We start from the raw sequence: 21,260 nt of genomic DNA on the forward strand, positions 1-21,260 counted from the left end.
AGCGACAGCCCAGGGGAGACGCGCGGGTCAGTCGATGAGGTCGTGGCGCACAACGATCGCGTCGCGGCCCGGCCCGACGCCGATCGCCGAGATGCGCGCGCCGCTCATCGCCTCGATCGCGAGCACGTAGTCCTGCGCGGCCTGCGGGAGGTCGTCGAACGAGCGGGCGCCCGTGATGTCCTCCGACCAGCCGGGGAACTCCTCGTAGATCGGCGTCGCGTGGTGGAAGTCCGACTGGCTGACGGGAATCTCGTCGAAGCGCGTGCCGTCGACGTCGTACCCGACGCAGACGGGGATGGTCTCGAGCCCGGTGAGCACGTCGAGCTTGGTCAGCACGAAGTCGGTGACGCCGTTGATGCGGGCCGTGTAGCGCGCGATCGGGGCGTCGTACCAGCCGCAGCGGCGCGGGCGCCCCGTGGTGGTGCCGAACTCGAAGCCCTTCGCGCGCAGGAACTCGCCCGACTCGTCGAACAGCTCGGTCGGGAACGGGCCGGCGCCGACGCGGGTCGTGTAGGCCTTCACGACGGCGATGACGCGGTCGATGCGGTTCGGCGCGATGCCCGAGCCGGTGATCGCACCGCCCGAGGTCGCGTTCGACGACGTGACGAACGGGTAGGTGCCGTGGTCGACGTCGAGCATGGTCGCCTGGCCGCCCTCGAAGAGCACGGTGTCGCCGCGGTCGAGCGCCTCGTGCAGCAGCAGCGCGGTGTCGGTGACCATGGGGCGCAGCCGGTCGGCGTACGAGAGGAGGTCGTCGACGATCTCGTCGACGCCGATCGCGCGCCGGTTGTAGATCTTCAGCAGCAGGTGGTTCTTCTGCTCGAGCGCGCCCTCGACCTTCTGCCGGAGGATGTTCTCGTCGAAGAGGTCCTGCATGCGGATGCCGACGCGGTTGATCTTGTCGGCGTAGGCGGGGCCGATGCCGCGACCGGTGGTGCCGATCTGGCGCTTGCCGAGGAACCGCTCGGTGACCTTGTCGAGCGTGCGGTGGTACTGGGTGATGACGTGCGCGTTGGCGCTGATGCGCAGCTTCGACACGTCGACGCCGCGCGACGACAGCGCGGTGAGCTCGTCGAAGAGCACCTCGATGTCGACGACCACGCCGTTGGCGATGATCGGCGTGACGCCGGGGGTCAGGATGCCCGAGGGCAGCAGGTGCAGCGCGTACTTCTCGTCGCCCACGACGACGGTGTGCCCCGCGTTGTTGCCGCCGTTGAACTTGACGACGTAGTCGACGCGCGGACCGAGCAGGTCGGTCGCCTTGCCCTTGCCCTCGTCACCCCACTGCGCACCGACCAGGATGATCGCCGGCACGTCAGCGCCCCCCGTCGCGGTCGTCGACCGAGACCGTGTCGGCCTCGTCGGGAGCGGCGGCGGATGCCTCGGAGTCGGAGGGCTCGTCGTCGGATGGCTCCGACGCGGTGTCGCCCTCGTCGGCCGCGTCGGCCTGCTCGGCGTCGACGTCCTCGGGTGCGTCCTCCGCCGACGGCGCGGGCTCGCCCGACGACTCCCCCTCGGTCACGGCGCCGGTGGCGTCGGCGGTGAACGTCGGGGCCGGGGCGCCGTCGAGCGCCCAGCTGGCGGGCACGGGTGCGGGCACGGCGGGCTCGGACTCGCCGGGCTCCCCGGTCTCAGGTGCCGCTGCGACCTCCGCGACCGGGACGCCGGCGACCGGCGTGGTGGTCGGCACGGCGGGCATCGGCAGCGCCGGCGTCGCGGGCGATGCCGCATCGGCGGCGGACACGGGTGCGCCGTATCCCGCCTCTGCGGCGGGCACGGGCTGGTCGCCCTGCGCGGCGGCAGCGGCGAGCGCCGCGTCCTCGGCGGCGATCGCGGCCTCCGCCTCGGCGACCTGCGCGGCCGCACGCTCGGCGAGCATGGCCTGCACCTCGTCGAGCGAGATGACCTGGGTCGGGGTGAACTCGGAGGCGATGCGCATCTGGGCGTCGGCATCGGCGGCGGCGAGCTCCTCGGCGGCCGCGACCGCCTCGGCCGCGATGCCGAGCACGTTCGCGGCGCGACGCTTCGCGTCGAGGGCGCGCAGGTAGGCGCGGTTCGGCTCGTGCGCCCACGGCACGGCGTCGCCCGGCTGCCAGCCGACCTCACGGAGGGCCTCGCGGGCCCGGTCGACGGCGACCGTCGCACTCGCGTAGGAGTCGGTCACCCGCCCCTCGGAGTCGGCGATGTCGGCGAGCTCGGCCCAGGCGAGCGGCGATTGCGGATGTGCCCCCACGATGCCGGCCACCTCGGACCGGCCACCCCCCTGGAGCGCCTCGCGTACGGCGGTCTCGTCGGGCAGGTACCGCTCGGTACGCCCGTTCGTCTCGTCTGCGCTCACACTTCACTCTATCGCGGCACGCGATTCCGGCCCCGGATCGCGCACCGCCCGCCGCGGCCGGCATGCGTTCCTGTGCATCCGCCGAGTGAATTTGCACATCAGTGTGCAACTTTCTAGTCTGGCCTGATGCCCCGCTCCACCTCCCGCGCCCGTGCCCCCCGCGCCGACGCCGCCGCCAACCGAGACGCACTGCTCACCGCCGCGGCGACGACGCTCGCCACCGACCCCGACGCGTCGCTCGAGCAGATCGCCCAGGCCGCCGGCCTCTCGCGGCGCGCCGTGTACGGGCACTTCCAGGGGCGCGACGAGCTCGTCGCCGCCACGCTCGAGGAGGGCGCGCTGCGCCTCGTGGGCGTCACGGCCGACCTCGGCGACGACCTCGACGAGCGCATCGCCGTCGCGACGATCGCCGCACGGCTCTGGGCCTCGGTCGCCCACGTGCGCCTCGCCGCCGGGCTCGCCCTGCGCGAGCCGTACGTGCACCGCATCGCCGGAGCGCTCGCGCCGCTGCGGGCGCGGGTCGAGCAGCTCGTGCGCCGCGGTGCCGCGAACGGCACGCTGCGCGCCGACCTGCCCGCCGAGACGGTCGCGCACCTCGTCGAGCGCTCCGCGATCGCGGTGCTCGCCGAGGCGAACCGCACCGGCATGGACGACGCCGAGGGGCACCGCCTCGTGATGCTCGCCGCGCTCGGCGCCGCCGGGTTGTCCTGGCGCGAGTCGGCCGACCTCATCGACGCGACCCCGTCGCTCGCGCCCGGCGCGGCCGGAACCCCCGGCGCCGACGCGTCCCCGGAGGCGCCGGCACGATGAAGGTCGACCTCCTCGACGTCTCGAAGGGGCGGCGCGGCACGGCCCTGCCCCGCACCCGGCTCGCGTTCCAGACCGGCGCCGTCACGCTCGCGCGCGCCGAGACCGAGCAGCGCCCCACCGTGCTCGGGCTGATCGCGTCGGGGCGGATGCGACCCGACACGGGGCGGGTACTGCTCGACGGCGAGGCGGATGCCTCGGGCATCCGTTCGCGGGTCGCCCTCGTCGACGCACCCGGCGTGAGCGACCCGGCCTCCGACGTGACCGTCGCCGGCGTCGTCGCCGAGGAGCTCATGTTCGCGGGCATCGCCGCGCACCCGGCATCCGTCGACCGCACCCTCGCGCAGTTCGGCGTCGCGCACCTCGCGCGCCGCGCGATCGGCACGGTGCCGCCGACCGCGCGCCTGCGGCTGCTCTGCGAGCTCGCGGTGCTGCGCGACGGGGTCGAGGGCATCGTGCTCACCGCGCCCGACCGGCACGGCGGCAACCCGCTCGACTGGTGGGCGATCGTGCGCGAGTTCTCGGCGCGCGGCTACGCGGTGCTGGCGATCGCCGGCGACGCGGCCGCGGCGGCCATCGCCGCAGACGCGATGCTCGACCGGCTCGGACGCGAGGGCGCCGGCGGCGACATCGACGAGGAGGCCGGCGCATGAAGATCCCGCAGATGATCGCGGCCGAGCTGCGGCGCCTCACCGCGACCCGCATGTCGCTCATCGCGCTCATCGCACTCGTGGCGGTGCCGATCCTCTACGGCGGCCTCTACCTGTGGGCGAACCAGGACCCGTACGCCCGGCTCGACCAGGTGCCGGTCGCGCTCGTCGTCGCCGACGAGGGCGCGATCACCGATGACGGCACCGAGGTGGTGCACGCCCGCGAGATCGCAGACGACATCCTCGACGACGGCGCGTTCGACTGGCACGAGGTCTCGGCCGCCGAGGCCGAGCAGGGCCTCGCCGACCAGGAGTTCGACTTCGTGGTGGCGTTCCCCGTCGACTTCAGCGCGGCGCTCGAGTCGGCGAGCACGGATGCCCCGCGGCAGGCCGACGTCGCCCTCATCACGAACGACGCGAACAGCTACCTCGCCACGACCATCGGCGAGCAGGCGGTCGCGCGCATCCAGCAGCAGATCGTCGAGGAGGTGAACCGGTCGGCGGCGACGCGGTTCCTCGACGGGCTGGTCGAGATCCGCACGAACCTCCTCGACGCCGCCGAGGGCGCACACGAGCTGGCGGATGCAGCGATGCAGGCGCTCGGCGGCTCCGGCGAACTGGGCTCCGGGGCATCCGCCCTCGCCGACGGCACCGCGACGCTCGCCGACGGGGCGGGCGACCTGGCGGCGGGCGCGGCCACGGCCGCCGACGGCGCGCAGCGGGTGGCCGACGGGAACGCGCAGCTCGCGGCATCCGCCGACCGCGTGGGCGCGGCGTCGTCCACCGCCATCGCCGCCCTACCGGACGCGCGCGACGACATCGCGCAACTGCTCGCCGACCGCGGCACCGACCAGGCCACGATCGACGCCGTGCTCGCGGCGCTCGACCCGCTCGGCGACGACCTGCGCGCCGGCGACGCCCGCGTGCAGGAGGTCGTCGGGCAGATCGACGCCCTCGCCGCGGGCAGCGCGGCGGTCGCGTCGGGCACCGCCGAGCTCGCGGCCGGCAGCAGCGCCCTCGCCGACGGCGCCGGCGCCGCGGCCGACGGCGCGGCCGAGCTGCGCGACGGCATCGGCACGCTCACCGACGGCCTCGGGCAGCTCGCCGACGGCGCGGGCACGCTCGCGAGCGGCCTCGACGACGGGGTCGCGGCCATCCCCGACACCGACGCGGACACCCGCGTGGCGCAGGCCGACGCCATCGCCGACCCCATCGCGCTCGACACCGAGGCGGTCACGGCCGCCGGCACCTACGGCGCCGGGCTCGCGCCGTTCTTCGCCGCACTCGCCGGCTGGATCGGCATCTATGCGCTCTTCCTCATCGTGAAGCCCATCTCGCGGCGGGCGGTCACCGCGCTGCACTCGCCGATCCGCGTCACGCTCGCCGGCTGGCTGACGCCCGCGCTGCTCGGCGCGGTGCAGATGACGGCGCTCTACGGCGTGCTCGCCGTGGCGCTCGGCTTCACGATCGCGAACCCGTGGCTGACGATCGGCGTGATGCTGCTCGGCTCGGCGACGTTCACCGCGATCATCCTCGCGCTGAACGTCTGGCTCGGGTCGGTCGGGCAGTTCCTCGGCCTCGTGCTGATGGTGCTGCAGCTCGTGACCGCGGGCGGCACCTTCCCGTGGCAGACGCTGCCCGAACCGCTCGCGGCCCTGCACCACGTGCTGCCGATGGGCTTCGTGGTCGACGCGCTGCGGCAGGCGATGTACGGCGGCAGCCTCGACGCGCTCGCGGGCGACGTCGGCACGCTGCTGCTGTGGCTCGTCGGCGCACTCGTGCTCGCGGCGAGCGGCGTGACGCGCATGACGCACTTCCGCACCCTGCGCGACCTGCAGCCCAGCCTGATCGGCTGACCGGAGGCCCGGCGTCAGGCGGGCGTCTGCTGGTGCGCGGCGACGTGCCAGGCGCCGCCCTCGTAGAGGTAGGTCGTCGACATGCGCAGCTGCACCTCGTCGTCGCCGCGGCGGGCGACCGCGCGGTACGCGAGCACGCCGGCGTGGTCGCCGAGGCGCACGACCGCCGGCTCGTGGATCTCGTACTGCTCCCACGGCGCGGTGCCGGCGAACGCCTGCATCATCTCGTCGCGGCCGAGCACGGCGCCCTCGACGATCATGAGGCCGTCGCGCGTCATCGCGCGGGTGTAGTGCTCGCCGCCGTGGCCGTCGAGGATGGCGCGCCATCCGGAGTGCTCCTCGTGCAGCAGACGGGCGGGCAGATCGTCGGTGATCTCGGTCATGAGGCCACGCTAGCCCCCGCGGCATCCGCTGCACAGTGCCCGGTGACGGATGCCGCTGAGCCACCGGTCGGCGAATCGAGCGGATGCCCCTGAGCGGCCGGGCTCGGAGGCATCCGTCGCCCGGGTCCGCGGCGATGTCACGATGCAGGCCGCATCCGCGCGCCGAAGTAGGCTAGAGGCCATGTCCAAGGTCCTCACTTCCCTGCCCTCCGGCGAGCGCGTCGGCATCGCCTTCTCCGGCGGTCTGGACACCTCGGTGGCCGTCGCCTGGATGCGCGAGAAGGGCGCGGTGCCCTGCACCTACACGGGCGACCTCGGCCAGCCCGACGAGCCCGACGTCGAGGCGGTGCCCGGCCGCGCGATCGAGTACGGCGCCGAGATCTCGCGACTCGTCGACTGCAAGGCGGCGCTCGTCGAGGAGGGCCTCGTCGCCCTGCAGTGCGGCGCCTTCCACATCCGCTCCGGCGGCAAGACCTACTTCAACACCACGCCCCTCGGCCGCGCAGTCACGGGCACGCTGCTCGTTCGCGCCATGATGGAGGACGGCGTCGACATCTGGGGCGACGGCTCCACCTACAAGGGCAACGACATCGAGCGGTTCTACCGCTACGGCCTCATGGCCAACCCGCGCCTGCGCATCTACAAGCCGTGGCTCGACGCCGACTTCGTGACCGAGCTCGGCGGCCGCACCGAGATGAGCGAGTGGCTGCAGGCGCGCGACCTGCCCTACCGGGCATCGGTCGAGAAGGCCTACTCGACCGACGCGAACATCTGGGGCGCGACCCACGAGGCGAAGAAGCTCGAGGACCTCGACGCGGGCGTCACCATCGTCGAGCCGATCATGGGCGTGCAGTTCTGGCGCGACGACGTCGAGATCGCCGCCGAAGACGTGACCGTGCGGTTCGAGCAGGGCCGCCCGGTGGCGCTGAACGGCGTCGAGTACTCCGACCCGGTGGCGCTCGTGCTCGAGGCGAACGCGATCGGCGGGCGGCACGGGCTCGGCATGAGCGACCAGATCGAGAACCGCATCATCGAGGCGAAGTCGCGCGGCATCTACGAGGCGCCGGGCATGGCGCTGCTGCACATCACCTACGAGCGGCTGCTGAACGCGATCCACAACGAGGACACGGTCGCGAACTACCACAACGAGGGCCGCCGCCTCGGGCGCCTCATGTACGAGGGCCGCTGGCTCGACCCGCAGTCGCTCATGCTGCGCGAGTCGATCGTGCGCTGGGTCGGCTCGGCCGTGACCGGCGAGGTCACGCTGCGCCTGCGTCGCGGCGACGACTACACGATCCTCGACACCTCGGGCCCCGCGCTGTCGTACCACCCCGACAAGCTCTCGATGGAGCGCGTCGGCGACCAGGCCTTCGGCCCCGAGGACCGCATCGGCCAGCTGACCATGCGCAACCTCGACATCGCCGACTCGCGCCAGCGCCTCGAGCAGTACGCGCACCTCGGCATCGTCGGCGGCGCGACCGCGTCGCTCGTGGGCGACCTCACCGAGGGCGAGGCGCTCGCGATCGTGGGCGAGCCGGCGGGCGAGGTGCACGACCGCGACCTCGAGGCGGCGACCGACGCCGCGAACGAGGCGGCCGCGTTCGACCTCGGCACCGACTGACGCGCTGCGCCACCGAGTGACGCGCTGCTCCACCGGGCCGGCGCGCGCGGGCAGGCCCGGTCAGCCGGGCAGGTCGGCGTGGGCGAGCACCCAGGAGTGCATCGCCACGGCGGCGGCGGCCGACGCGTTGATCGAACGGGTCGAGCCGAACTGGGTGATCTCGACCACGGCGTCGGCGGCAGCGGTCGCCTCGGGCGAGAGGCCGGGGCCCTCCTGGCCGAACAGGAGCACGCAGCGGTCGGGCCAGGCGAACGACTCGATCGGCACCGCCCCCGGCACGTTGTCGACCGCGATGATCGGCAGCCCCTCGGCCCGCGACCAGTCGACGAACGAGGCGACGTCGTCGTGGTGGTCGACGTGCTGGTACCGGTCGGTCACCATGGCGCCGCGCTTGTTCCAGCGACGGCGGCCGATGATGTGCACGGTGTCGGCCGCGAACGCGTTGGCGCTGCGCACGATCGAACCGATGTTCATGTCGTGCTGCCAGTTCTCGATGGCCACGTGGAACGGATGCCGCCGCTCGTCGATGTCGGCCACGATGGCATCCATGCGCCAGTAGCGGTAGCGGTCGATCACGTTGCGGGTGTCACCGGCCGCGAGCAGCTCGGGGTCGTAGCGGGGGTCTTCGGGCCACTCGCTGGGGCCGCCCGGCCACGGACCGACGCCGTGCATCGGCGGCTCGGCGCCGGGCTCCGAGTCGGGTGTGGTCTGCACGGACCAAGGCTACGGCGGATCCATCGTGAGGCATCCGCCCAGCTCTTTTCGGTGCACCGAAAACTGTGTACGATTTCGGCATGCCGAAAACCCCGGATGCGACGATGACGCGCAGCCCCCAGCCCGCCGGCCGCACCACCTCGACGCCCCGCCTCGCCTGGCTGATCGGCCCGGCGCTCGTCGCTGGCGTGGCCTACCTCGACCCGGGCAACGTGGCGAGCAACATGACCGCGGGCGCCCAGTACGGGTACCTGCTCGTGTGGGTCGTCGTGATCGGCAACGTGATGGCCTGGCTCATCCAGTACCTCTCGGCGAAGCTCGGCGTCGTCACCGGCAAGAGCCTGCCCGAGGTGCTCGGCGAGCGCCTGGGCTCGAAGTGGGGCCGCCGCGCCTACTGGCTGCAGGCCGAGCTCGTGGCCATGGCGACCGACCTCGCCGAGGTCATCGGCGGCGCGGTCGCGCTGAACCTGCTGTTCGGGGTGCCGCTCATCTGGGGCGGGCTCATCACGGGCGCGGTCTCGCTCGTGCTGCTGATGATCCAGTCGCGGCGCGGCGCGCGGCCGTTCGAGTTCGTGATCGTGGGCCTGCTCGTGATCATCGCGGTCGGCTTCAGCGTGGGCGTGTTCGTGGCGCCGCCCGACCCGGGCGGCGTGCTCTCGGGCCTGGTGCCCCGCTTCGCCGACGCGAACTCGGTGCTGCTGGCCGCCTCCATCCTCGGCGCGACGATCATGCCGCACGCGATCTACGCGCACTCGGCGCTCAGCCGCGACCGGTTCTCGCCCCGCCGCCGCCCCGCCGGCGAGGCCGAGGAGGACACGGCCGGCGACCCCATCGAGGCCGGCCGCGGCATCGCCACCTCGCGCCTGCTCACCGCCACCCGCTGGGACGTCACCATCGCGATGGCCGTCGCCGGCACCGTGAACCTCTGCATCCTGCTGCTCGCCGCCGCGAACCTCGCCGGCGTCGAGGGCACCGACAGCCTCGAGGGCGCGTACGGCGCGCTGTACGCCTCGCTCGGCCCGATCGTCGCGACCCTGTTCGCGGTCGGCCTGCTCGCATCCGGCCTCGCCTCGACCTCGGTCGGCGCGTACGCCGGCGCCGAGATCATGCACGGGCTGCTGCACGTGCGCATCCCGCTCATCGCCCGGCGCCTCGTCACCCTGCTGCCCGCGCTCGTGATCCTCGGGCTCGGCTTCGACCCGACCCTGTCGCTCGTGCTGAGCCAGGTCGTGCTGTCGTTCGGCATCCCGTTCGCGCTCGTGCCCCTGGTCGCGATCACCGCGAAGCGCGGGGTGCTCGGCCGGTTCGCGAACCACCGGGCGACCACGGCGGCCGGCATCGCGGCATCCGTCTTCCTCATCACCCTCAACGGGGTGCTGCTCTGGCTGGTGTTCACGGGCGCCTGACCGGCGGCGCGGGCGCACCCCCCTTCCACGCCCGCGTCGCCCTCGTCGCACCCGCCCGCGTCGTCCACCACCGGCGTGCACGGCCCGTCGCCCCGCGCCACCGCGGGTATCCTGACCCCGATGCCCCCCTCCACGAGCCCCGCGGTCGAGGACTACCTCAAGACCATCTACGGCCACACCGAGTGGCAGAGCGAACCGATCACCCCCTCGGTGCTCGCCGGCAAGCTCGGCGTCGCCCCGTCGTCGGTCACCGAGATGGTGAAGAAGATGGCCGCGGCCGGGCTCGTCTCGCACGTGCCCTACGGTGCGGTGCGCCTCACCCCCGGCGGCACCCAGCGCGCGCTCTCGGTCGTGCGGCGGCACCGGCTCATCGAGACCTGGCTCGTGCGCGAGATGGGCTACGCGTGGGACGAGGTGCACGACGAGGCCGAGGTGCTCGAGCACGCGCTGAGCGACCGGCTGCTCGAGGCGATCGACGCCCGGCTCGGCCGGCCCGACCGCGACCCGCACGGCGACCCCATCCCCCGGGCCGACGGCACGCGCGTGCAGGCCGAGGCGGTGCTGCTGTCGGAGGCATCCGTCGCCCATGTCGGCCGCGTGGTGCGCATCAGCGACCGCGACCCGGCGGTGCTGCGCGACCTCGTCGAGGTGGGCGTGGGGCTCGACACGGTGCTGACGCTGACGGATGCGACGCCCGACGCCGTCACGGTCGAGCTCGATCCCGCGTCGGCGCCGCAGACGGCGGATGCCCCCGGGCCGGCGCCCGTCGCCTCCGCACCGCTGCACCTGCCGCGCACGCACGCCGACGCCATCTGGGTGACCGCCTGACCCGTGCGCGGACGCCGCGCCCGCCCGAGGCATCCGCCCCCTTCCCGCCGCGCGCCCGGTGATGCACGATGGACCAATGGGAGCCGAGCACACGACGGCCATGCCCACGCTGACGGATGCGCAGTGGGAGCGGATGGCCCGATACGGCGTCGCGGTGGAGACCGCTCCGGGCGACGTCCTGTTCCGCACGGGTGAGCGCTGGTACGACCTGGTGCTCGTGGAGCGCGGGGCCGTCGACGTCGTGCGCGACGAACTGCCCTGGGCGGGCGAGACGACGATCGCGACGGTGGGCCCGCGCGGGTTCGTCGGCGAGCTCGGGCTGCTGAACGGGCAGCGCGCGTTCCTCACCGCACGCGTCGCCGAGGCGGGCCTCGTGCACCGCATCGACCACGCCGCGCTCACCCGCATGATGGCCGAGGACGACGAGCTGTGCGACCTCATGCTGCGGGCGCTCTGGGCACGTCGCGAGCAGCTCCGCGCCGGCCCCGCCGCGTGGACGCTGAAGATCGTGGCATCCGACCGCACCGTCGAGGGCCACGCCCTGCGCCGGTACGTCGAGCGGCTCGAGCTCGTGCACACCTGGGTCGACCCCGAGGAGATGCCGCCCGAGTACCTCGCGCCGCACGGGCTCACGCGCGACGACCTGCCGGTCGCGATCGTGCAGGGCGAGTACCTGCGCAACGCCACCCCCGGGCAGGTGGCCGAGCTGCTCGGCCTCGCGTACACCGCCGACGACGACGTGGCGGTCGACCTCGCGGTCGTCGGCGCGGGCCCCGCCGGACTCGCGGCGGCGATCTACGGGGCGTCCGAGGGCCTGCGCACCGTGCTGCTCGACTCGGTCGCGCCCGGCGGGCAGTCGGCGTCGACCTCGCGCATCGAGAACTACCTCGGCTTCCCGTTCGGCGTGAGCGGCGACGCGCTCACCGCGCAGGCGTCGCTGCAGGCGTTCAAGTTCGGCGTGCAGGTCGTCGCACCGTGCGAGGGCGTGCGCCTCGAGCACGACGGCGGGCCGCTGCGGCTGGTGCTCGCCGACGGCACGACGGTCGACGCGCGCGCCGTGATCGTCGCGACGGGCGTCTCGTACCGCACGCTCGCGCTGCCCCGCTGGAACGAGTTCGAGGGCGCCGGCATCTCGTACGCGGCCACCGCGCTCGAGATCCGGCAGGCCGCCGGGCGCGACGTGGTCGTCGTGGGCGGCGCGAACTCGGCCGGGCAGGCCGCGCTGGCGCTGGCGGGGAGCGGATGCCGCGTGCACCTCGTCGTGCGTTCCGACGACGTGCGGGCGCGCATGTCGAGCTACCTCGTCGACCGCATCCTCGAGGACCCGCGCATCGAGGTGCGCACCGGCACCGAGGTCGGCGAACTGCACGGCGACGACGCCCTCGAGCACGTGACGCTGCGCGCGCGGTCGGCCGAGTCGGCGGATGCGGCGGGGGAGCGCATCGCCTGCCGGCAGCTGTTCTGCTTCATCGGCGCCGAGCCGTCGACCGGCTGGCTGGCCGACGTCGACCGCGACGAGCAGGGGTTCGTGCTCACCGGCGCCGACGTGCCGGGGCTCGGCGACGAGTGGCGTGCACTCGGCCGCATGCCGCTGCCGTTCGAGACGTCGGTCCCCGGCGTCTTCGCCGCGGGCGACGTGCGCCGCGGGTCGATGAAGCGGGTCGCGGCGGCCGTCGGCGAGGGCTCCAGCGCCGTGGCATCCGTGCACCGGGCCCTCGCGGCCATGGAGGTGCACGTATGAGCGACCTCGCCCCGCCGCCGCAGGGCACCGTCTGCGCGTCGTGCATCGAAGCCGGCGGCTGGTGGTGGCACCTGCGCCGCTGCGTCGAGTGCGGGCACATCGGATGCTGCGACTCGTCGCCCGCCCGGCACGCGCGCGAGCACGCCGAGACCCACGGGCACGCGGTCATGACGAGCTTCGAGCCCGACGAGGACTGGTTCTGGGACTTCTCGCGCGAGGCGCCGGCGCGCCACGTGCCGCTCTCCCCGCCACTGTCGCGTCCGCGCGACCAGGCCTGCCCGGGCCCCGTGGGCAACGTGCCCGACGACTGGCGGTCGCGGCTGCACTGACGGGCGCTGCGCACGCGGGCGCGCACCGCGCATCGCAGGGCGCATGGCCGCCCCGGGGCATCCGCACGGCTCCCCCACAGCGCGCGGCCCTAGTCTGATCACATGGGACGACGTGACGAGGTCGAGTGCTGGCTGACCGACATGGACGGCGTGCTCGTGCACGAGGACCACGCCCTCCCGGGCGCGGCCGAGCTGCTGCAGCAGTGGCGTGACACCGGCACCCCGTTCCTGGTGCTGACGAACAACTCGATCTTCACCGCGCGCGACCTGTCGGCGCGGCTGAAGCGCTCGGGACTCGAGGTGCCCGAGGAGTCGATCTGGACCTCGGCGCTCGCGACCGCCGACTTCCTGAAGCAGCAGCAGCCGGGCGGCACCGCGTTCGTGATCGGCGAGGCGGGCATCCTCACCGCACTGCACGAGGCCGGCTACATCATGACCGAGTCCGACCCCGACTTCGTGGTCGTCGGCGAGACGCGCAACTACTCGTTCGACGCGATCACCAAGGCCATCCGGTTCATCGGGAAGGGCTCGCGGTTCATCGTGACGAACCCGGATGCCACGGGGCCGAGCGCCGACGGGCCGCTGCCGGCGACCGGGGCGATCGCCGCGATGATCACCAAGGCGACCGGGCGCGAGCCCTACGTGGTCGGCAAGCCGAACCCGATGATGTTCCGGTCGGCGCTCAACAAGATCGGCGCGCACTCGGAGAACACCGCGATGATCGGCGACCGCATGGACACCGACATCGTCGCGGGCATCGAGGCGGGGCTGCACACGATCCTCGTGATGACCGGCATCAGCGACGCCGGCGAGATCGAGAAGTACCCGTTCCGCCCGTCGGAGGTCATCGAGGGCGTGCACGAGCTCGTGGCATCCGGCCCCATCGAGACCGAGCTGTAGGGCCCGCTCGCCTACGCCAGGCGGGCGACCGCGTCGACCACGCCGTTCCAGAAGCGCGGCACGTCGAGGTCGACCGCCACGTGCGCGTTCGGCTCGCGTGCGAGCATGCCGTCGAAGTCGACCACGGTCGCGCCGCTCGTCTCGACGCCGACGAGTTCCACGTCGAGCCGCGTGTGCACGGTGGAGACGCACCCCGGGTCGGTGAGCACCGCGACCGCGACCGGGTCGTGCAACGGCCCGTCGGGCAGCCCGAACACCTCGGCGTTGGTGCGGCAGAAGAAGTCGAGCAGCTCGTCGGCGAACGCCGCGGTGCGGTTGCCGACCGTCGCGATGCGCGCCTGCACCTCGCTCGTCACGAGGGCGCGGTGGGTGGTGTTCAGCCCGACCATCGTGAACCGCACCCCGCTGTCGAGCACGATCGCGACCGCCTCGGGGTCGACCCACGCGTTGAACTCGGCGTAGGGCGTGACGTTGCCGCGCTCGGTCGAGCCGCCCATCCAGACCACCTCGCGCACGCGGTCGACGAGGTCGGGCCGGTCGCGCAGGAACGCGGCGACGTTCGTGAGCGGGCCGGTCGCGACGATCGCGACGGGCTCCGATGCCTCGGCCACCACGGCGGCCATCAGCGCCGTCGCGTCGCGCTCGTCGAGCGGCACCGTCGGCTCGGGCAGTTCGGGGCCGCCCAGCCCGTTCGCCCCGTGGATCCACTCGGCCGTCTGCAGCACCTTCACGAGCGGGCCGGATGCCCCTGCCGCCACCGGCACCTCGTGGACGCCGGCGACCGTGCAGGCGATGCGCGCGTTCATCGACGTGAACTCGAGCGGCACGTTGCCGCCGACGGTCGTGACGGCGCGCAGGTCGACCGCCGGGCTCGCCGCCGCGAGCCAGAGCGCGAAGACGTCGTCGTGACCCGGGTCGCAGTCGAGGATGAGCGGGATCGGATCGGTCACGACTCCCCCTTCCGGCACGCCGCCCGTCGCACCGCGCTCGATGCGAGGTTCCCCGTCGCAGCACGGCCAGCCTAACCGCGGCACCCGCGGATCCGGGGCCGACCCCGCCCGTCGGGTACAGTGTCAGGGCCGGCGCGATCCGCCGGAGACTCCCCCTTTCTGCCGAACCACCGGCCGTTCCCCCGTGCGCGATGGGGCGCACCGATCCGTCCGCAACGTCTCGGAGCCCCCGAATGACCTCCAGCATCGCCACCGTCGACCGCGCCGCCGAACGCGAGCGCTACCGCCCGCGCCCCTCCGTGCTCGAGGCGCTGCGGTCGCCGCGCATCCTCACCAAGGAGGTGCTCGCGGGCCTCGTCGTGGCGCTCGCGCTCATCCCCGAGGCCATCTCGTTCTCGATCATCGCGGGCGTCGACCCGCGCGTCGGGCTCTTCTCGTCGTTCGTGATGGCCGTGTCGATCGCGTTCCTCGGCGGCCGCCCGGCGATGATCACCGCCGCCACCGGCGCGGTCGCGCTCGTGATCGCACCGGTCGCCCGCGACTACGGCATGGAGTACTTCATCGCCACGGTCATCCTCGCGGGTGTCTTCCAGCTCGTGCTGGGGGGCCTCGGCGTCGCCAAGCTCATGCGGTTCATCCCCCGCAGCGTGATGGTCGGGTTCGTGAACTCGCTCGCCATCCTCATCTTCATGGCGCAGCTGCCGCACCTCATCGGCGTGCCGGCGCTCGTCTACCCGCTGGTCGCCGCGGGCATCATCATCATCGTGCTGCTGCCGCGCCTGACGAAGATCGTGCCGGCACCGCTCGTCGCGATCGTCGTCATCACCGGCATCGTGCTGGCCATGGGCTGGTCGGTGCCGAACGTGGCCGACCAGGGCGAGCTGCCGACGAGCCTGCCCGAGCTGTTCATCCCGAACGTGCCGCTGACGTGGGAGACCTTCACGATCATCGCCCCGTTCGCGCTCGCGATGGCGCTCGTCGGCCTGCTCGAGTCGCTCATGACCGCGAAGCTCGTCGACGACATCACCGACACCCACTCGCGCAAGACCCGCGAGTCGCTCGGCCAGGGCGCCGCGAACATCCTCTCGGGCCTGTTCGGCGGCATGGGCGGCTGCGCCATGATCGGCCAGACCATGATCAACGTGAAGGTCTCGGGCGCGCGCACCCGCATCTCGACGTTCCTCGCGGGCGTGTTCCTGCTGATCCTCGTGGTCGCGCTGGGCGACATCGTCGGGCTCATCCCGATGGCCGCGCTCGTGGCCGTGATGGTCATGGTCTCGGTGGCGACCTTCGACTGGCACTCGATCGCTCCGTCGACCCTGCGGCGGATGCCCCTGAGCGAGAACCTCGTCATGCTCTCGACCGTCGTGATCGTCGTCGTCACGCACAACCTCGCGATCGGCGTCATCATCGGCGTCGTGATCGCCATGGTGCTGTTCGCCCGCCGCGTGGCGCACTTCACCTCCGTGGCCCGGAGGGTCTCGGAGGACGACGAGGGCGAGGTCGTGCACTACACGGTGACCGGCGAGCTGTTCTTCGCCTCGTCGAACGACCTGACCACCCAGTTCGAGTACGCCGACGACCCGGCGCGCGTCGTCATCGACCTGTCGTCGTCGCACATCTGGGACGCCTCCACGGTCGCCGCGATCGACGCCATCGTCACGAAGTACGAGGCGCACGGGGCATCCGTCGACCTCACCGGGCTGAACGATGCGAGCGTCAAGATGCGCGAGCGCCTCACCGGGCGCCTCGGCGCCGGGCACTAGGAGCGGATGCCGCGGGGCGGCGACCCGTCCCCGAGTGGGCTCGCACCGGCGGCACGAACGCGAGGCCCGCGCGCCGGACCGTGATCAGCTCGGACCGGGGCCCGCGATGCTGCCGGTGAGCGGCTCGCCGCCCGACCGGCTCGCGAAGCAGTAGTAGGCGCGCTGGCCCGCGGTCCACTGCTCCTCGGTCACGGGGAACGACGCCTGCACCTGCAGGTCCTCCATGCCCGCGACCGTCGACAGGTCGATGATGCCCGCCCGCGTGCAGCGCTCGGCCATGCTCGCGGCCAGCTCGGCCTCGCCCGGGAACGGGGTGTCGATCTCGCCGAGCGTGCCGCGGTACACGAGCTGCGCGGCGTGCGGGTTCGCGCAGTCGACGACGGTGAACTCCTCCGCCCACGGCGAGGAGAACGGGTCGATGCACTCGGTGCCGAACAGGGTGTCCCAGTCGTGCGTGCCGGGCGCCTGCGCCTGGGCGGGCGCCGGGATGATCGTCGGCGTCGGGGTCGGCGTCGCGGTGGGCGTCGGGGTCGGCGTCGCCGCGGTGACGACCACGTCGCCGAGCCGCGTGCCGAGGAAGAAGAGGCCGACGAGGGCGATCGCGGCGACGAGGCCGCCCGCGATCCAGAGCAGCGTGCGGTTGGCGCGGCCTCCGCCGCCGGACCCCGCGGCACGAGGTGCACCCGGCACGGGTCCGCCCTCGGACGGCGGCACCGCTGCGGCACCGGGGTCGGCCTCGGCACGGGGCAGGACCGCGGTCGCCGGCGCGCTCGCGGCGATGCCGAGGCCCGCGAACGGCAGCAGCCGCGTCGCGTTCTCCTCCTCGGCCGCGGTCGGCGGCATGCCGATCTGGGCGATGCCGGGCAGGTGCGCGGTGTCGTCGGCGAACTCCGCGCGGTCCCAGGTGTGCGTCGGCTCCGGCTCGGGCGCACCGAGGGTTCCGAACAGCTCGGCGAACGGATCGTCGTGCTCGCCCGCGTGCGGCAGCGGCGTGCCGCCGAAGGCCTGGCCGAACGGGTCGGCGCTGAAGCCGTCGTGGCCGGTCGGCGCGGGGCCCGGGTCGACGGCGGGCGGCGTCGCGAAGGGATCGCGCAGGTCGAACGGGTCGTGCATGTCGAACGCGCCGCCCGATTCGGGCGCACGCTCGGCGGGCGGCGTGCCCCCGGCGCCGAGGAGGTGCCAGATCCCCTCCGACTCGCCGGGGGGCGGGCCCGGGCGGGCCGCGCCGGACGCCGACGCGGCCGCTGCGGCGCCGAAGGCGCTGCCCGCGATCCAGGCGGTAGACGACCCGCTCGAGTCCTGCGCGTCCGCCTCCGCCGCGGGAGCGGGCGCCGACTCCGGTGGAGCCGGCTCGGTCGTCGGCTCCGGCATCGGCTCCGGCTCGGGCGCAGCATCGGCCTCCGCCTCGGCCCGCTTCCGCGAGCCGCGGCGCGCGGCGGCACGCGGGTCCGACGCGCTCGGGTCGGGCTCGAGGTTCCAGAAGAAGCCGCGCTCGCCGACCGCACGTGCGGGATCGGCCTGCGGGTCCGCAGGTGCGGACTCGCCCGCGACCACGGCTGCCTCGGCGTCGCTCGGCGCGGACTCGGATGCCGTGGGCTCACGGTCGAAGATCGACCAGACGAGTCCGTCGTCGGCGGCGGTCGGGGCGCCGGATGTCGCGTCAGGCGGAACGGGTGCGGCGGGGCCGGGGTCGGCCGTCGACACTGCGTCCGCCGGCGGGGCCACGGGCGGCGCGGGCGGAACCGGCGGCATCGGCGGCACGGGCGGGGGCTGCGCTCCGGCGGCGGGCTCCGCCGGGGTGTCGGCGGACTCCTCCGGCTGCGCCGCCGACGGCTCGGCGGGCGCCTGGTCGCCGGGCGCCTCGGGCGAGGCGTCCGGTGCCTCGCTCGTCGCCCGCTTCGCAGGCCGCTCGGCCACCGAGAACCAGTCGTCCACCTCCGGGGCGGCCGGCGGGGGCGGCGGCTCCCAGTCGATGCGTGCGCGCGGCTCCTCGGCGGGTGGTTCCTCGGGCTCGGCGGCCGACTCGGCGGCATCCGCCCCCACGGCCCCGGGCGCAGCGGCCTCGGGCGCAGCGGCCTCGTCGGGCTCGTCGCCGCCGAGCTGGCCCATCAGCCAGTCGGTGCCCCCGGCGACGTCCCCCTCGTCGCGGTCCTTGCCGGCTGCCATCAGGCGAGCCCCAGGTCGTCGAGTCCGATCGCGTAGCGGTAGGGGTAACCGGCACCCTCGATGACCTCGCGCGCCTCGGTGCCTCGGTCGACGACGACCGCGACGGCGGCGATCTCGGCGCCGACCTTCTCGAGCGCCTCGATGGCCTTCAGCGGCGAGCCGCCGGTGGTCGAGGTGTCCTCGAGCACGATGACGCGCTTGCCCTCGAGGTCGGGGCCCTCCACCTGGCGGCCGCGGCCGTGGTCCTTCGGCTCCTTGCGCACGACGAACGCGTCGTAGCTCGCACCGCGGGCGGCGCCCTGGTGCAGCACGGCGGCGGCGATCGGGTCGGCGCCCATGGTCATGCCGCCGACGGCGACGACGTCGGGGATGTCGGCGATGAGGTCGAGCATGACCTGGCCGATGAGCGGCGCGACGCGGTGGTCGAGGCTCACCTTGCGCAGGTCGACGTAGTACGACGCCTTCTTGCCGCTGGTGAGCGTGAAGTCGCCGTGGAACACGGCCTCGGCCGTGATGAAGTCGATGAGCTGCTGGCGTGCGTCGGTCACGGCGTCCACTCTATTGTGCGGCGGCCGTACACCATACCCGGGGTGCCACGGGGCGCCTGTGCACGACGCGCCGCCGAGCGCATCGACCGCGGGCGCCCCCGGGACGACGACGGCCGCCAGTGGGAGTCCCTGCCCACCCGGCGGCCGTACGCAGGCCGAAGCCCTGCTGGAGGAGGCGCGCGTCAGATCGCGCGCGGGTACTCGCGCTCGGGCACGCGGCGGTAGCCGTCGCGTGCCGTCTCGACGACTGCCATGACGACAGCCGCTCCGGCGCTGACTGCGAGCAGTGCGAGGAAGGCGAACACGATGATCCTTTCGTCGAAGTGGCGCATGTCGGTCGGGACATGCGCGACGCCGGCTCGGAACCCTCGTGGTCGCGCCGGCGTCACCTCAATTGAACCGCGAATCACTGTTCAGCACAAGCTCACAATACTACACGAACTGTGTAGGCTGACTACATGGATGTACGCCGGCTCGACCTGCTCCGCGAACTCGCCGAGCGGGGCAGCGTGACCGCGGTCGCGGAGGCCACCGGCCGCACGCCGTCGGCGGTCTCGCAGCAACTCAAGGTGCTCGAGCGCGAGGCCGGGATGCCGCTGACCGAGCGCTCCGGCCGCGGGGTCGTGCTGACCAGCGCCGGGCACGCCCTGGCCCGGAGCGCGGCCGACGTCGCGGTCGCCCTCGAGCGCGCCGAGGCGCTGTGGGACGAGTTCCGCAACGACCCCGGCGGCGAGGTCACCCTGGTCACCTTTCCCACCGCCGGGCAGATGCTCCTGCCGCAGGTGCTCACCGACCTCGCACCGATCGACGACCTGGTGCTGCACTGCAGCGACCTCGACCCCGGGCTCGACGAGTTCCCCGACCTCACGAACGACCACGACATCGTGCTCGCGCACACGATGCCCGGCCTGCTCTCCTGGGGCGGCCGGGGCCTTGCGGCGATCGAGCTCATGACCGAGCCGCTCGACGTCGGCCTGCCCGCCGACCACCGGCTCGCGGGTCGCAGCTACGTCACCGCGACCGACGTCGCGGACGAGCTCTGGCTGGGCGTGCCGCCGGGCCTGCCGTTCGAGCGCGTGCTGCACGAGATCGAGCAGCAGGCGGGCCACCGCGCGCGCATCGGCCAGCGGTTCAGCGACCTCCGCGTGATCGAGGCGTTCATCGCGGCCGGCCACGGCGTCGCGCTCGTGCCCCGGTTCACCTCGGGCAACGTCTCCACCGACGTCGTGCTGAAGCCGCTGCGCGGCGTGACCGCGGAACGCACGATCGTGGCGCTGATGCGCCCCGACGTCGCCGAGCGCCTAGCCGTGCGCACCGTGGTCGACGCCCTCGTGCGCCGCGCCGCGCAGGTGCAGGCCGCACACGCCGCCGCGTGACCGACCGACCGGTCGGATCCACGGGCTAGACTCGCTCGTCATGAGCGACGACGCGATCCTGTTCGACGTGACCGACGGGCTCGCCCGCATCACCCTGAACCGGCCCGACCGGCTGAACGCCGTCGACCCGGCCGCCATCGCGGGCTGGCGCGCCGCGGCAGAGGCGGTCGCCACGCGCGACGACATCGGCGCCGTGCTGCTCGACGCCACCGGTCGCGCATTCTGCGCCGGCGGCGACGTGCGCGCCATGTCGGAGCTCGCCGCGACCGACCCGACGGGCGGCGAGGAGTCGGTCGCCCGCCTCGCCGACACCATCCACGAGGGGCACCGGATGCTCCGCGAGTCCGCCGTGCCGATCGTCGCCGCCGTACAGGGCGTCGTGGTCGGCGGCGGGCTCGGCTTCATGCTCGTCGCAGACGTGATCGTGGCATCCGAGCGCGCCACCTTCGGCAGCCGCTACGCCAACGTCGGACTCACGCCCGACTGCGGCGTGAGCACGCTGCTGCCGGAGGCGGTGGGCACGCGCCGAGCGCTCGAGCTCACGCTCACCGACCGCATGCTCACCGCCGCCGAGGCGCTCGAGTGGGGCCTCGTGGCCGAGGTCGTGGCCCCCGACGCGCTCGACGCGCGGGCTCGGGCGATCGCCGCCGTCTGGCTCGAGGGCGCGACCCGCGCCTACGGCCAGGCGAAGCGCCTCCTCCACGCGGGCGGCACGCGCTCCTTCCAGGAGTCGCTCGACGACGAGGCGCGCACCATCGGCGCGGCGTTCGCCTCGCCGGAGGCGCAGCAGCGCGTCGCCGCGTTCGCCGCGGCATCCGCCCGCGACGCCTGACCGCACGACCGACACCCGAGCGGGGCGCCCGCCCGAGGCATCCGCTCGC

General features: G+C 73.7%; 20 protein-coding genes. 12 read left to right on the top strand and 8 right to left on the bottom strand.

The features are described from left to right. Nucleotides 1-27 precede the first annotated feature (27 nt). Together ABZK10_RS04025 and ABZK10_RS04030 are read right to left on the bottom strand one after the other, a co-directional pair. Entirely contained in the window at nucleotides 28-1,314 is a 1,287-nt protein-coding gene (locus ABZK10_RS04025) for an adenylosuccinate synthase (RefSeq protein ID WP_353807903.1), read from the bottom strand. Between the two features lies 1 nt (nucleotide 1,315). Beyond that, a complete protein-coding gene (locus ABZK10_RS04030) occupies nucleotides 1,316-2,338 on the bottom strand; it encodes a DUF3151 family protein (RefSeq protein WP_353807904.1) in 1,023 nt (340 codons plus the stop codon). Between the two features lie 126 nt (nucleotides 2,339-2,464). Here ABZK10_RS04030 and ABZK10_RS04035 point away from each other — a divergent pair, with 126 nt between their 5' ends. From ABZK10_RS04035 to ABZK10_RS04045, 3 genes are read left to right on the top strand one after another with little or no spacing between them, the layout of a single operon-like run. Further along, nucleotides 2,465-3,148, top strand: a complete 684-nt coding sequence (locus tag ABZK10_RS04035) for a TetR/AcrR family transcriptional regulator (protein WP_353807905.1) — start codon at nucleotides 2,465-2,467, stop codon at nucleotides 3,146-3,148. Further along, nucleotides 3,145-3,798: a hypothetical protein gene (locus ABZK10_RS04040; RefSeq protein ID WP_353807906.1), complete on the top strand. Its 654-nt coding sequence runs from the start codon at nucleotides 3,145-3,147 to the stop codon at nucleotides 3,796-3,798. Before ABZK10_RS04035 ends, ABZK10_RS04040 begins: the two co-directional genes overlap by 4 nt. Beyond that, the gene (locus ABZK10_RS04045; RefSeq protein WP_353807907.1) at nucleotides 3,795-5,651 is read left to right on the top strand and encodes a YhgE/Pip family protein; all 1,857 of its coding nucleotides are present in this window, start codon (nucleotides 3,795-3,797) and stop codon (nucleotides 5,649-5,651) included. Before ABZK10_RS04040 ends, ABZK10_RS04045 begins: the two co-directional genes overlap by 4 nt. 14 nt (nucleotides 5,652-5,665) lie before the next feature. Here ABZK10_RS04045 and ABZK10_RS04050 read toward each other — a convergent pair whose 3' ends face one another. Continuing rightward, nucleotides 5,666-6,034, bottom strand: coding sequence for a nuclear transport factor 2 family protein (locus ABZK10_RS04050; RefSeq protein ID WP_353807908.1), 369 nt, complete (start codon nucleotides 6,032-6,034; stop codon nucleotides 5,666-5,668). 181 nt (nucleotides 6,035-6,215) lie between these two features. Between ABZK10_RS04050 and argG the strand changes: the two genes are divergently transcribed. Then, complete coding sequence (gene argG / locus ABZK10_RS04055; protein WP_353807909.1) at nucleotides 6,216-7,655, top strand: argininosuccinate synthase; 1,440 nt, start codon at nucleotides 6,216-6,218, stop codon at nucleotides 7,653-7,655. Between the two features lie 60 nt (nucleotides 7,656-7,715). On the opposite strand, the gene ABZK10_RS04060 is transcribed toward argG, so the two are convergent. Beyond that, complete coding sequence (locus ABZK10_RS04060) at nucleotides 7,716-8,327, bottom strand: TrmH family RNA methyltransferase (protein WP_353809595.1); 612 nt, start codon at nucleotides 8,325-8,327, stop codon at nucleotides 7,716-7,718. A gap of 146 nt (nucleotides 8,328-8,473) precedes the next feature. Here ABZK10_RS04060 and ABZK10_RS04065 point away from each other — a divergent pair, with 146 nt between their 5' ends. The 5 genes from ABZK10_RS04065 (at nucleotide 8,474) to ABZK10_RS04085 (ending at nucleotide 13,573) form a co-directional block, all read left to right on the top strand. Next, entirely contained in the window at nucleotides 8,474-9,775 is a 1,302-nt protein-coding gene (locus tag ABZK10_RS04065; protein ID WP_353809596.1) for an Nramp family divalent metal transporter, read from the top strand. Nucleotides 9,776-9,895: 120 nt separating this feature from the next. Further along, nucleotides 9,896-10,603, top strand: coding sequence for a metal-dependent transcriptional regulator (locus tag ABZK10_RS04070; RefSeq protein ID WP_353807910.1), 708 nt, complete (start codon nucleotides 9,896-9,898; stop codon nucleotides 10,601-10,603). Nucleotides 10,604-10,679: 76 nt separating this feature from the next. Next, entirely contained in the window at nucleotides 10,680-12,344 is a 1,665-nt protein-coding gene (locus tag ABZK10_RS04075; protein WP_353807911.1) for an FAD-dependent oxidoreductase, read from the top strand. Further along, a complete protein-coding gene (locus ABZK10_RS04080) occupies nucleotides 12,341-12,673 on the top strand; it encodes a UBP-type zinc finger domain-containing protein (RefSeq protein WP_353807912.1) in 333 nt (110 codons plus the stop codon). The genes ABZK10_RS04075 and ABZK10_RS04080 overlap by 4 nt, the downstream gene beginning before the upstream one ends. Before the next feature lie 102 nt (nucleotides 12,674-12,775). Then, the gene (locus ABZK10_RS04085) at nucleotides 12,776-13,573 is read left to right on the top strand and encodes an HAD-IIA family hydrolase (RefSeq protein WP_353807913.1); all 798 of its coding nucleotides are present in this window, start codon (nucleotides 12,776-12,778) and stop codon (nucleotides 13,571-13,573) included. Nucleotides 13,574-13,584: 11 nt separating this feature from the next. Here ABZK10_RS04085 and ABZK10_RS04090 read toward each other — a convergent pair whose 3' ends face one another. Beyond that, on the bottom strand, nucleotides 13,585-14,523 hold the full coding sequence (locus tag ABZK10_RS04090) for a nucleoside hydrolase (protein ID WP_353807914.1): 939 nt from the start codon (nucleotides 14,521-14,523) through the stop codon (nucleotides 13,585-13,587). A gap of 233 nt (nucleotides 14,524-14,756) precedes the next feature. On the opposite strand from ABZK10_RS04090, the gene ABZK10_RS04095 reads away from it, so the two are divergent. After that, entirely contained in the window at nucleotides 14,757-16,289 is a 1,533-nt protein-coding gene (locus ABZK10_RS04095; protein ID WP_353807915.1) for a SulP family inorganic anion transporter, read from the top strand. 84 nt (nucleotides 16,290-16,373) lie between these two features. Here the strand turns inward: ABZK10_RS04095 and ABZK10_RS04100 are convergent, their stop codons facing one another. The 3 genes from ABZK10_RS04100 to ABZK10_RS04110 form a co-directional block, all read right to left on the bottom strand. Further along, nucleotides 16,374-18,455 carry a septum formation family protein gene (locus ABZK10_RS04100; protein WP_353807916.1) on the bottom strand — a complete coding sequence of 694 codons (2,082 nt, stop codon included), beginning with the start codon at nucleotides 18,453-18,455 and terminating at the stop codon, nucleotides 16,374-16,376. Continuing rightward, nucleotides 18,455-19,003 (bottom strand): orotate phosphoribosyltransferase, encoded by a 549-nt coding sequence (gene pyrE / locus ABZK10_RS04105; protein WP_353807918.1) that lies wholly within the window; start codon nucleotides 19,001-19,003, stop codon nucleotides 18,455-18,457. Before pyrE ends, ABZK10_RS04100 begins: the two co-directional genes overlap by 1 nt. Before the next feature lie 182 nt (nucleotides 19,004-19,185). Further along, the gene (locus tag ABZK10_RS04110) at nucleotides 19,186-19,308 is read right to left on the bottom strand and encodes a hypothetical protein (protein WP_353807919.1); all 123 of its coding nucleotides are present in this window, start codon (nucleotides 19,306-19,308) and stop codon (nucleotides 19,186-19,188) included. Nucleotides 19,309-19,461: 153 nt separating this feature from the next. Here ABZK10_RS04110 and ABZK10_RS04115 point away from each other — a divergent pair, with 153 nt between their 5' ends. Both ABZK10_RS04115 and ABZK10_RS04120 read left to right on the top strand, forming a co-directional pair. Continuing rightward, a complete protein-coding gene (locus ABZK10_RS04115) occupies nucleotides 19,462-20,379 on the top strand; it encodes a LysR family transcriptional regulator (protein ID WP_353807920.1) in 918 nt (305 codons plus the stop codon). Nucleotides 20,380-20,419: 40 nt separating this feature from the next. Next, the gene (locus tag ABZK10_RS04120) at nucleotides 20,420-21,211 is read left to right on the top strand and encodes an enoyl-CoA hydratase/isomerase family protein (RefSeq protein WP_353807921.1); all 792 of its coding nucleotides are present in this window, start codon (nucleotides 20,420-20,422) and stop codon (nucleotides 21,209-21,211) included. Nucleotides 21,212-21,260: the final 49 nt, after the last annotated feature.

Origin of the sequence: Agromyces sp. SYSU T00194 (genome assembly GCF_040496035.1) — a bacterium.
GTDB classification, from domain to species: domain Bacteria; phylum Actinomycetota; class Actinomycetes; order Actinomycetales; family Microbacteriaceae; genus Agromyces; species Agromyces chitinivorans.